The organism is Bartonella sp. DB5-6 (genome assembly GCF_000278115.1).
Lineage (GTDB): Bacteria > Pseudomonadota > Alphaproteobacteria > Rhizobiales > Rhizobiaceae > Bartonella > Bartonella refiksaydamii.
Genome location: NZ_JH725119.1, coordinates 140055 through 152421 on the forward strand (window position 1 = coordinate 140055; position 12367 = coordinate 152421).

The 12367-nt window shown below is 36.8% G+C and carries 11 protein-coding genes; all 11 read right to left on the reverse strand.

The genetic code is table 11. The features are described 5' to 3' along the window. Positions 1–5: 5 nt before the first annotated feature. Positions 6–296, reverse strand: a complete 291-nt coding sequence (locus MCO_RS06505; protein WP_007553351.1) for a succinate dehydrogenase assembly factor 2 — start codon at positions 294–296, stop codon at positions 6–8. Between the two features lie 75 nt (positions 297–371). Continuing rightward, the gene (locus MCO_RS06510; protein WP_007553352.1) at positions 372–1052 is read right to left on the reverse strand and encodes an ABC transporter ATP-binding protein; all 681 of its coding nucleotides are present in this window, start codon (positions 1050–1052) and stop codon (positions 372–374) included. Continuing rightward, positions 1052–2320, reverse strand: coding sequence for a lipoprotein-releasing ABC transporter permease subunit (locus tag MCO_RS06515; protein WP_007553353.1), 1269 nt, complete (start codon positions 2318–2320; stop codon positions 1052–1054). Before MCO_RS06515 ends, MCO_RS06510 begins: the two co-directional genes overlap by 1 nt. Positions 2321–2331: 11 nt before the next feature. Next, complete coding sequence (proS, locus tag MCO_RS06520; protein ID WP_007553354.1) at positions 2332–3657, reverse strand: proline--tRNA ligase; 1326 nt, start codon at positions 3655–3657, stop codon at positions 2332–2334. A gap of 225 nt (positions 3658–3882) precedes the next feature. Further along, entirely contained in the window at positions 3883–5559 is a 1677-nt protein-coding gene (locus tag MCO_RS06525; protein ID WP_007553355.1) for a ribonuclease J, read from the reverse strand. A 53-nt stretch (positions 5560–5612) separates the two neighbouring features. Beyond that, entirely contained in the window at positions 5613–6422 is an 810-nt protein-coding gene (locus tag MCO_RS06530; protein ID WP_007553356.1) for a biotin--[acetyl-CoA-carboxylase] ligase, read from the reverse strand. Then, positions 6422–7876, reverse strand: coding sequence for an NADH-quinone oxidoreductase subunit NuoN (nuoN, locus tag MCO_RS06535; protein WP_007553357.1), 1455 nt, complete (start codon positions 7874–7876; stop codon positions 6422–6424). Before nuoN ends, MCO_RS06530 begins: the two co-directional genes overlap by 1 nt. Positions 7877–7893: 17 nt before the next feature. Next, the gene (locus MCO_RS06540) at positions 7894–9363 is read right to left on the reverse strand and encodes an NADH-quinone oxidoreductase subunit M (RefSeq protein ID WP_007553358.1); all 1470 of its coding nucleotides are present in this window, start codon (positions 9361–9363) and stop codon (positions 7894–7896) included. Next, positions 9363–11327, reverse strand: coding sequence for an NADH-quinone oxidoreductase subunit L (nuoL, locus tag MCO_RS06545; protein WP_007553359.1), 1965 nt, complete (start codon positions 11325–11327; stop codon positions 9363–9365). Before nuoL ends, MCO_RS06540 begins: the two co-directional genes overlap by 1 nt. A 6-nt stretch (positions 11328–11333) precedes the next feature. Then, positions 11334–11642: an NADH-quinone oxidoreductase subunit NuoK gene (gene nuoK / locus MCO_RS06550; RefSeq protein ID WP_007553360.1), complete on the reverse strand. Its 309-nt coding sequence runs from the start codon at positions 11640–11642 to the stop codon at positions 11334–11336. Positions 11643–11652: 10 nt separating this feature from the next. Beyond that, entirely contained in the window at positions 11653–12273 is a 621-nt protein-coding gene (locus MCO_RS06555; RefSeq protein WP_007553361.1) for an NADH-quinone oxidoreductase subunit J, read from the reverse strand. Between the last annotated feature and the right edge of the window lie 94 nt (positions 12274–12367).

The following is a 12367-nucleotide window of genomic DNA, read 5'->3' on the forward strand; positions in this document are numbered from 1 at the left end:
AGAGATCAATTTAAATTTATACAAACATGATAGTTTATAACGTCGCGAAAAAGTGGACTATCAACTTTAGAAGGTGGTGAAATTTCTCCCGTAACCCATGCCAACAAATCGCGATCATCAAAAGACATAATATACTCAAGTTCAGAAATCGCTTTAGCATTCATCCCAGCAATATGAAAATCTACATAGTGTCCCAAAATTAAATCCATTTCACGAATACCGCGGTGCCATGCACGAAAAACCAATCGGCGACGGCGCACGTCTAACGAATTTTCATCAACGACAAAACCTGTCATGAAAGTCTCCTTGAATTAAGTAAAAAGTGATATAAATTCCGTTTTCAATTGGTAAAATAAACTTTGTATCTTAACCTAGGGAAGTTCAATAATCTTTTTTTCTTTAAGCGTAATTCGACGATGCATTTGTTTAGCCAAAGCGTAATTATGCGTTGCAATAAGAGCAGAAAGACCAGATTGACGAACAAGCGCAGATAAGGCTTGAAATACATAAGCTGAAGTTACAGGATCAAGATTCCCCGTAGGCTCATCAGCCAAAAGAACTGAAGGACCATTTGCTACTGCGCGTGCAATAGCAACACGTTGTTGTTCGCCGCCGGATAATTCTGATGGGCGATGATTAGCGCGATGAGAAACACGCAGATATGTCAGCAATTTAAGTGCACGATCTTCTGCTATAGACTTTTTAAATCCTGCTATCATTTGCGGGATCATAACATTTTCTAAAGCCGTAAATTCCGGAAGCAAGTGATGAAATTGGTAGACAAAACCGATGTCATGTCGTCTGATAGCTGTTCGCTCATTATCAGAACGCTTTGCACAAGAAATTCCCCGTAACATCACATCACCAGCCGTCGGTTTTTCCAATAATCCAGCAATATGAAGAAGTGTAGATTTTCCAGCGCCAGATGGTGCTACAAGTGCTACAAGTTCCCCACGATTAAGAATAAAATTCGCTTTATCTAAAATAATGAGAGGTCTATTACTTTCAAAAAAATGTCTCTCAATCTCTACAAGCTCTAAAATAGCTGTCATTATTCATACCTTAAAGCTTGTACAGGATCCAGTTTAGCAGCTCGCCATGCCGGAACAAGTGCTGCAAGAAATGACAAAAATAGAGCCATTACAGCAACCATAGCTGTCTGTCCCCACTCGATTTGCGCAGGCAATTTTGTTAAAAAATAAAGTTGAGGATTAAAAACATCAACATTAAATAACCAAGATACAAAATCCTGAATATGATTAATATTTGCGGTTGCTATAACACCAAAAATTAACCCCAATATTGTTCCGATAAATCCAATCATCATACCAGTGACGATAAATATACGCAGAATTGCACTTTGTTGTGCGCCCATCGTACGTAAAATTGCAATATCATGGCTTTTATCTTTTACAAGCATAATTAACCCTGAAATAATATTTAAAGCAGCAACAAGAACAATAAGAGAAAGAATAAAAAACATAACATTCCGTTCAATCTGTAAGGCTGAAAAAAAAGCCTGATTGCGTTCACGCCAATCAATTAAATAAATCTGTTGATTAACAACTTTCTCTACAACTGGTTTTATTTTTTCAACAGAATCAGGATTATTCAGAAATAATTCTAAAGACTTCACCTGATCTCCTAAATTAAAAAACATTTGCGCTTCGTGAAGAGGCATAAAAACGAATATTGAGTCATATTCAGACATGCCCACTTCAAAAATAGCAGCAACTTTATAAGCCTTAACACGTGGCGTAACTCCAAAAGGAGTCGCATCACCATCTGGTGTAATAATACGAAGATTACTCCCAACGGTAAGCCCCAATTTTGATGCTAAAGCACTTCCAATTGCAACACCTTCCTCTTTATCAAATTGAGCAAGTGAACCTAACCTAATATTTTGGGATACTGTTTTAAGTTTTTCTAAATCTTGTTTACGCATACCACGAACTAATGCACCAGATCCTCCTTCAAGTTCACCCTGAACAAGCGCCTGACCTTCAATAACAGGTAAAGCAAATTTTACACCATTCACAGATTCTAAAGAGGAAATAAGTGTCTTATAATCGGAAAATCCAGAATTAACTGCCTGAACAATAAGGTGTCCATTCATACCAAGAATACGATTGAGAAGTTCTGTACGAAAACCATTCATCACCGCCATAACAACAACAAGAGCAAACACCCCTAACATAATTCCAATGAGAGAAATGATTGAAATAACAGATGCAACGGCATGTTTTTTATTGGGGATCATATAACGGAAAGCAATCATCCACTCATAAGATGAAAACCATTTACTTCTCAGCCTCTTCATAATATTTCCTATCAAATCACAGAAAATTGTTTGAGTACATCTTCAACCGTTAGAGCTTTTTTAATACCCGTTTTGCGATCTTTCATTTCAACTTCATTTTGCGCAATGCTTTTAGGCCCAACAATTATTTGTGTTGGTAAACCAATTAAATCCATTGTTGCAAATTTTGAGCCAGGACGTTCATTTCTATCATCTAATAATGGATCAAAACCAGCATGTATTAATTCTTGATAAAGAGTTTCACACACACGCGTACATTCCTCATCATCTGGTTTCATATTGATGATACCAAAATCAAACGGCGCTACCGACTTTGGCCAAATAATACCATTTTCATCATGAGAAGCTTCAATAACTGCCGCAACGAGACGAGAAGGCCCAATACCATAAGAACCCATAGAAACCACATGTTCTTTTCCATCTTGTCCCATAACTTTTGCTCCCATCGGAGCAGAATATTTCGTGCCAAAGTGAAAAATATGCCCTACTTCAATACCACGAGCTGAAAGACGATTTTTATCAGGAACTTTAGCCCACTCTTCTTCATTATGCATTTCCTCTGTCGCTGCATAAAAAGATGTCCACTGTTTAACGATATTAGCTAAAACAGCTTTATCATTAAAATCAATTGAACTGTGCGGAGCAGTAAATTCAAGAAATTGTTTATCACAGAATATAGCGCTTTCTCCTGTTTCAGCCAAAATAATAAATTCATGACTAAGTTCACCACCAATTGGGCCTGTATCAGCACGCATAGGAATTGCTTTTAAGCCAAGACGAGAAAAAGTACGTAAATAAGCAATAAACATACGATTATAAGATGTTTGAGAACCTTCATAATCAAGATCAAAAGAATAAGCATCTTTCATTAAAAACTCTCGTGAACGCATCACACCAAAACGTGGACGGATTTCGTCACGAAATTTCCATTGAATATGGTACAAATTGAGCGGAAGATCTTTGTAAGAATGGATATAAGAACGAAAAATATCTGTTACCATCTCTTCATTTGTCGGACCATAAAGCAAATCACGCTTTTGACGATCTTTAATACGGAGCATTTCCAAACCATAATCATCATAACGACCACTTTCACGCCAAAGTTCCGCAGATTGAATTGTAGGCATTAATATTTCTATAGCACCAGCTCGCCCTTGTTCCTCACGAATAATCTTACAAACTTTATCAAGCACTTTTTTACCTAAGGGAAGCCAAGAATAAATCCCTGATGTTTGTTGGCGAATCATACCTGCACGCAACATCAATCGATGAGAAACAATCTCTGCTTCCTTAGGATTCTCTTTTAAAAGTGGAAGAAAATATTGAGAAAGACGCATTGAAATAATTAACTCCTAATCAGGCCTATCATATTAGAACAATTTAAATATAGTATATACTCATCTATAGCTACATTCTGAATGCTTGCAAATATAACGATCATATTGTTGAAAAATTTATGTGCTTTGTTCCTTATTGGGCTTATTTTTAACGATAAAATGATCTGACAATTTTCTTTTTTCTTCTTTTCATTAAAAATGAAAATAACGTGATATTAAAATGCGTTATTTCGACCGATGTAAAAAAACTGTACAGACAGGTTTTTTTCGCCAAATTTCATTAACAGCCGCTCTCACTGCACGCCGTGTTGCTTCTCGAACAAGTTCATTATTTTTCCGTTTAATGCGAGGAATATTATAAAGTGTATTTCCTACAATATCTAAAAGAATATTTTTCAAACTTTCCTCTTTCCCATTCTTTTCAGGTAATCCGAATGTGATTAAACCAATATCACCTAACAATTCATCCTTGCTGTTCATATGGAGGGAAACAGCAACATAACCAGCATAACTTAGTTTACGACGTTCGCGAATTCCTAATTCATCTTCATTACCAATAAGACAACCATCTTTATATATGCGACCAACAGGAACTTGATCAATGACTGCTACAGGCTCTGGAGCAAGACGTAATATACTACCATTTCTAATATTCCTAACAATTTTAATACCTGCTTGACGCGCTAAAACCGCATGAGCAGTAAGATGCATTGCTTCACCATGGACAGGAACAAGTATCTGTGGTTTTATCCAATCATACATTTGTAAAAGCTCTGAACGACGAGGATGACCAGAAACGTGAACAAGTGCATCTTCATTTGTGATCGTTTTAATTCCTAAATCTATAAAACGGTTTTGTATTTCAAGAATAGCTCTTTCGTTTCCTGGTATACTTCGTGATGAATAAATAACGGTATCACCAGCAGAAAGCATAATCTTTCCCATTCCATTTCGTGATAATTTAGCTAGGGCAGCACACGGTTCACCTTGACTCCCCGTCACAACTAAAACAATATTTTTTCGTGGAATATGCGCATAATCATCTTCCGTAATAAATGGTGCTAAGCCTTTCATATAATCAAGCTCTTCTGCAACCATAATACTTCTCTTAAGAGAGCGCCCAATGACAAGAACTTGGCGACCAACAGCTTCAGCAGCAAGAGCAATTGAACGTATCCGACCAATATTAGAGGCAAAAGTTGCAAACGCAACGCGCCCTTCAGCTTTCGAAATAATTTCAGAAAAGCTTCTCTGAACTTGCTGTTCTGACGGTGATTCACCATCCCGACATGCATTTGTAGAATCACAAAGTAAGGCTAAAACACCTTTATTGCCTAAAGCGCGAAACCGTTTTTCATCTGTTACAGGACCAAGCGAAGGTGTATGGTCTATTTTCCAATCACCAGTATGAATCACAGTTCCTAAAGATGTTGTAAGTGCCAAAGATACAGATTCCGGAATCGAATGATTAACGGCTATAGCCTCAATTGAAAAGGAACCAACCTGAAAGCAATCACCAGCTTGAAAAATATTAAATGAGATTTTATGAGATTCAAAATCTGATTGTCTTTTACTCTCCAATAGTCCTGCTGTAAAAGAAGTACAGTAAAGCGGAACTTTAAGCTTTGGTAATAAATCAAGAACAGCACCATAATGATCTTCATGAGCATGAGTCAAAACAAGACCAGATATATTATGTTTTTCGCTTTCTAGAAAACGAATATCAGGTAAAATAAGATCTGCTCCTGGCAATTCAGGACCAGCAAAACTAACCCCCATATCAACAAGTAACCATTCACGAAGATTTTTAGGACCGAATCCATAAGCAGCCAGATTCATCCCTATTTCACCTACTCCTCCTAAAGGTAAAAAAACAAATTCATTTTCGTTGGCGGCAACCATAAACATCTCCTAAAGCATTAAGATACTCTGATGATAAAATAAGATTTTATAAATTAATCACGACCTGCATTAGCAGAAGCAGCCAAACCAAAATGAACATCTCCAGCAGTTATGATAGTTTGCTGACCATTTTTTTGTTTTACAATGCAGTTGAAATCACTATCAATACCATCAAAAAAACCTTCGATGATTTTTTCACCATTAACTATTTTGACATGCTGTCCAAGATGCGTAGAGTATAAAAGCCATTTTTCGCGGATTATATCACATCCTTTTGGTTGTTTCCAAAGAAGGTAATTTTTAGAAAAATATTCCGTCAAAACCGTAAATAACTGTTCTGTTTCAACATGTAAACCAATATTTTTCAAACTTGAAGTAGGATACGGTGCATTTTTATAATGATACTTTACATTCATTCCAATACCAATAATCAATGCGTACTGTTGTGGTGTCAATCTAAAAATTTCAAGCAAAACTCCAGAGCTTTTAGCTCCTCCTAGCAAAATATCATTTGGCCATTTTAAACGGACAATACTGTCTGTTTGCTTTTCATCTCTTATAAATTGTTTTACTGCCTCTACCATACTTACTCCGGCAACAAAACCAAGTTGAGCAGAAGTTTGATGAACAATACCATCAACTAATAAAAGACTAGAATAAAGATTCCCTTTCGGACTATACCATATCCTACCTCTTCTTGCTCTTCCCTGTATTTGCTCCTGCGCAACAACCCATAAATAGCCTTGATGACCAGCTTGTGCCTTTTGTTGTGCAATGAGATTTGTTGAAGCAACACTTTCGTAAGATTCAACTGTGTATCCTTGCTTTTGTGCAAAATCTGATAAGATATAAACCATATTCATTAAAACAATGCGGCCGCTGCTTTTTCTGCTAATTCAGTGAATAAAATGCCAAAAAGCGTATAAAATAAAATGAAAAATGCAGAAAGGCCGAGACAAAATTGAAGCTCTTTCGATAAAACAGCAAAATGCGCTTTTGCGTCATCAAACCACATAATTTTAATGACTCGCAAATAGTAAAAAGCCCCGACAACAGACGCTATCATCCCAACGATAGCAAGTGGAGTAAGTCCAGCATGAACGGCAGCCGAAAATGTATACCATTTCCCAAAAAAACCAGCCATGGGCGGAATACTTGCTAAAGAAAAAAGTTGTATTGTCATCACAACAGCCATAAACGGATTAGTCTTTATTAACCCTGAAAGATCATAAATATTTTCAACACTTCTACCATTAGACCGCATCCCAAGAATAAAAGCAAATGAACCAAGCGTCATGCCAAGATAAATAGTCATATAAAGAATAACACTTTTTATCCCAAGAATATCTCCAGCAGCTAAACCAACAAGTGCATATCCCATATGACTGATTGATGAATAAGCCATTAAACGCTTAATATTGATCTGGCCAATTGCCGCGAATGCACCAAGTATCATCGACGCGATCGCCATAAACACCAAAATTTGCTGCCATGCCGGCATAGAACCATCAGTACTACTTAGTGGAATAAAGGTCGTAACAATAACACGAATAATTAAGGCCATCGCAGCAACTTTAGGCGCACCAGCAAAAAATGCTGTAATAGGTGTCGGCGCCCCTTCGTAAACATCCGGCGTCCACATATGAAACGGAACTGCAGAAATTTTAAAAGCCAAACCCGCTAAAATAAAAACAATTCCCAAAATAACCCCCAATTGTAAATTCTTACCTTTTAAAGCAAGAGCAATTTCGTGAAAACCAATTTGACCGGTGAAACCATAAAGTAAAGAAATGCCATAAAGCAGTAATCCTGAAGACAACGCCCCTAAAACAAAATACTTTATACCTGCTTCAGAAGATTTGATATTATCACGGTTGATTGCGGCTAAAACGTACAAAGCTAAAGATTGTAGTTCTAATCCCATATAAAGCGATAACATATTACCAGCTGAAATCATCAGCATCATGCCAAGGGTTGCTAAAAGAACGAGCACTGGAAATTCAAATATATCAAGCTTTTGCGCACAAGTAAAACCAACAGACATAATAAGAGCAAAGAGTGCACCAATAAGCGTTAAAATTTTCATATAACGGCCGAAAGAGTCTATAATGAGCGCATTGGTTTGAAATAAACCACTTTTCGGAAAAACAACGATAATAACAATAGCGGCAACAAGAAGAGCAATGGCCAAACCAATCACCGTTAAAAAAGAACGTGTATTGGAATAAACACCAATCAAAAGCAATACTACCCCTCCCAATGCTATTAAAATCTCTGGAAGAATTAATACTAATTGGGCTATTATTTCAGTTTGCATGAGCATTCTTCCCTTATCTAATGCAGTTTATTGATGAGGGCTTCTACAGAAAACGCCGTCGCTTTGAGAATAGGCATTGGATAGATACCAAAAAATATTGTAAGAATAACCATCGGATACAGGATGAATTTTTCTCTTGAAGAAAGATCAATAAGTACTTTTAAATTTTCTTTATCCAAAGAACCAAAAACTACACACCGATAAAGATAAAGCGCATAAGCAGCCGATAAAATAACGCCAGTTGTAGCAAAAACAGCAACCAATTTATTCACTTGAAAAACGCCTATTAAGGTTAAAAACTCACCCAAAAATCCTGAACTTCCAGGTAAACCTACATTGGCCATAGTAAAGATCAAGAAAACAACAGCATATTTGGGCATGTTATTTACTAAACCGCCAAAAGCCGAAATTTCACGTGTATGTAGACGATCGTAAATAACTCCAACACAAAGAAATAAAGCTGCGGAAACAATTCCATGAGATAACATCTGGTAAATAGCACCTTGGATACCTTGTTCATTTGCAGCAAAAATACCCATTGTCACGTATCCCATATGCGCTATTGAAGAATACGCAATAAGTTTTTTTATATCATTTTGTACAAGTGCAATCAGTGACGTATAGATAATAGCGATAAGCGATAATGTGAAAACCAAAGGAGCAAAATCAGCTGAAGCAATAGGAAACATTGGTAAAGAAAAACGAAGAAAACCATAACCGCCTAATTTGAGTAAGACACCGGCTAAAATAACCGAACCAGCTGTTGGTGCTTCCACGTGAGCATCAGGGAGCCATGTGTGAACAGGCCACATCGGCATTTTTACCGCAAAAGAAGCAAAAAAAGCAAGCCATAACCACATTTGCATATGCTCGGGAAACTGATAATTTAGTAGAGTCGGTATATCAAGTATTCCAACTTCCCAGTACATAGTCATAAGAGCAACCAGCATAAGAACTGAACCAAGTAAAGTGTATAGGAAAAACTTTATACTTGCATAAACACGACGTGCCCCACCCCAAACACCTATAATAATAAACATTGGAATAAGGCTGCCTTCAAAAAAAACATAAAACAGCATTGCATCAAGAGCACAAAAGACTCCAATAATAGCGACTTCAAGAAGAAGAAACGCAATCATATAAGCTTTTAATCTATCTTTAATATTTTCCCAACTTGCTAAAACACAGAAAGGCAAAAGAAAAGCTGAAAGAACTACAAAAAGAACCGAAATACCATCAATGCCCATATGATAGTGAATACCACTACCTAACCAATTGAATTTCTCAACCATTTGGAAATTAGGATTTGTACTATCAAACCCTGCCCAAATAATTAAGGAGATAATAAAAACAAACACAGTCGTAAAAAATGCTACATTACGTATATTATGCCGTGCTGCCTCGCTGTCATCTTTGATAAATAAAATCAGAAGCACACCAACAAGTGGTAAAAATGTAACCGTGGAAAGAATAGGCCAATCGATCATCAGTTTATGCCCCCGATCATCATCCATGTGATCAGCAATGCAACACCTATAAGCATTGCAAATGCGTAGTGATAAAGATAGCCTGTCTGCATCCGAACAACTCTATTTGTAATATCAACAACACGCGCTGCAATACCATTCGGACCTAGACCATCAATAATTTTACCATCTCCTACCTTCCAAAAAAAGAAACTAATTCTGAAAACAGAACGAACAAACAAAAAATGATATAATTGATCAAAATACCATTTTTGGTAGAGAAAATGATACATTCTTGGCATAACTCCAGCCAACTTTTTAGGAAGAGAAGGAAAAGAAATATAGAATAAATAGGCTAACATAAATCCAAAAATCATTGCTATAAATGGCGACCATTTTACCCAATTAAATACATGGTGGGCTTCATGAAGAATGTGATTGTGACGGCTTGTAAATAACGCTCCCTTCCAAAAAGCATCATAAAAATCACCAAAAAAGTAAGGTTGAAAAACAACACCAGCAAACATTGCGCCAACAGATAAAATAAAGAGTGGAATCAACATAACAGAAGGCGATTCATGAACATGATGCATAACGTCAACAGTAGCTCGTGGTTTACCATGAAATGTCATAAATATAAGCCGCCATGAGTAAAAACTTGTTAATAGAGCAGCAAAAACAAGAAGATAAAAAGCATATCCTGAAGCAATATTATGTGATGCAAAAGCGGATTCTATAATTGCATCCTTAGAAAAAAAACCAGCAGTTCCGAAAAGTGTTCCTGGAATCCCAACACCTGTCAATGCAATTGTTCCTATCATCATCATCCAATAAGTTACCCTTATATGCTTGCGTAACCCGCCCATTTTTCGCATATCTTGTTCATCAGAGACTGCATGAATTACAGAGCCAGCACCAAGAAATAATAAAGCTTTAAAAAAAGCATGCGTAAAAAGGTGAAAAACAGCTGCTCCATAAGCTCCAACACCTAATGCAACAAACATATAACCAAGCTGTGAACATGTAGAATAAGCGATAACACGCTTAATATCATTCTGCACTAACCCCACAGTGGCTGCAAAAAACGCAGTCGTTGCTCCAACAATAACAATTACTGTCAAAGCAGTTGAAGAAAGTTCAAAAATTGGGGACATACGTGCAACCATAAAAACTCCAGCTGTCACCATTGTTGCGGCATGAATCAGTGCCGATACAGGTGTTGGTCCCTCCATTGCATCAGGGAGCCATGTATGTAAAAGAAATTGTGCTGATTTTCCCATTGCACCAATAAACAATAAAAGACATGTAACAGTAATTGCCGTCTGTCCATTAAACTTCCAACCTAAAAATGTCATATTTTGTACGAAGCTATTATCTGCTGCTTTTGCAAAAATAGAAGCAAAATCAACCGATTGGAATAAAACAAAAATACTAAAAATTCCTAAGAGAAAACCAAAATCTCCAACACGATTAACCACAAAAGCTTTCATTGCGGCCTTATTAGCAGAATCTCGCTGAAACCAAAAGCCAATGAGCAAATAAGAAGCGAGCCCGACACCTTCCCATCCAAAAAACATCTGAATCAAGTTATTGGCTGTCACCAGCATAAGCATCATAAATGTAAATAAAGAAAGATAAGAAAAAAAACGAGACCTTGAAGGATCATGATGCATATAACCAACTGAATAAATATGCACTAATGCCGAAACACTATTTACAACAATAAGCATAACAGCTGTTAATGTATCAATATGTAAAGACCAATCAAAAGTTAAACTACCAACAGTGAGCCAATGTAACACTAATATATCAACAACTGGAGCATGACCAAGGGCAATATCAATAAATGCTACCCACGAAAATATAGCAACTACCACCATAAAGCTACATGTTATCAATTCATTAGCACGATCCCCTATAGCTTTCCCACCTATAGAAGCAATCAAAAAGCCCAAAAGTGGAAGAAAGACAATCGTATAATACATCACTGGTTAGCCTTTCATCACATTAACATCTTCAACTGCGATAGAACCACGATTGCGGAAAAAAACGACAAGAATTGCTAAACCAATTGCGGCTTCGGCAGCAGCTACCGTTAAAACAAATAAAGCGAATATTTGACCAACAAGATCATGAAGAAATGCTGAAAACGCAACAAAATTGAGATTAACTGAAAGCAATATAAGCTCAATGGACATCAAGATAATAATCACATTCTTTCTGTTGAGAAAAATTCCAGCAATACCGATTGTAAACATCAAAACAGAAACAATGAGATAATGTGTAATATCAATGTGCATAGCCTCCCCCTTAAACACCCTTGCCTGATTCAACTTGCTTGATTTCAATTGCATTTTCTACTGTCCGAGAAACCTGCACCGCAATAGATTGTCGCTTAACACCTGATTTATGACGGAGTGTTAAAACAATCGCACCAATCATTGCAGTCAACAAAATTATCCCAGCAATCTGAAAATAGAAAACATAATCCGTATAAAGGACGTCCCCTAACGCCTGTGTATTCGTTCGTTGCACTAAATCTGGCATAGGTTGTGTAATGTGTGTTCTAAGGGCTGGAGAAAAACGGTTGCTCACAAAAACAACAATCAATTCTACAGCAACAATACCACCAACAAGAGCTCCAATAGGAGCATACCGAAGTGCACCAGTTTTTAATTCAACAAAATCAACATCAAGCATCATAACCACAAATAAAAACAAAACTGCTACAGCACCAACATAAACAACAAGCAGAATAAGCCCCAAAAACTCTGCTCCTGCAAGCAAAAACAAAGCTGCAGCATTAAAAAATGCTAATATTAAAAACAAAACTGAATGCACAGGATTGCGTGCTGTAATAACAATAACTGCACTTGCAAGCATAATAAAAGCAAATGAATAGAAAAATGCCGCCGCTAGATCCGTTAGCATAGGCTTCTCCTCAATTAACCAAACAATAGGTATAAAATTTCATACCAGATTACAATTTATCGGAAAAATTATCCGACACCTCACTCAATGATAC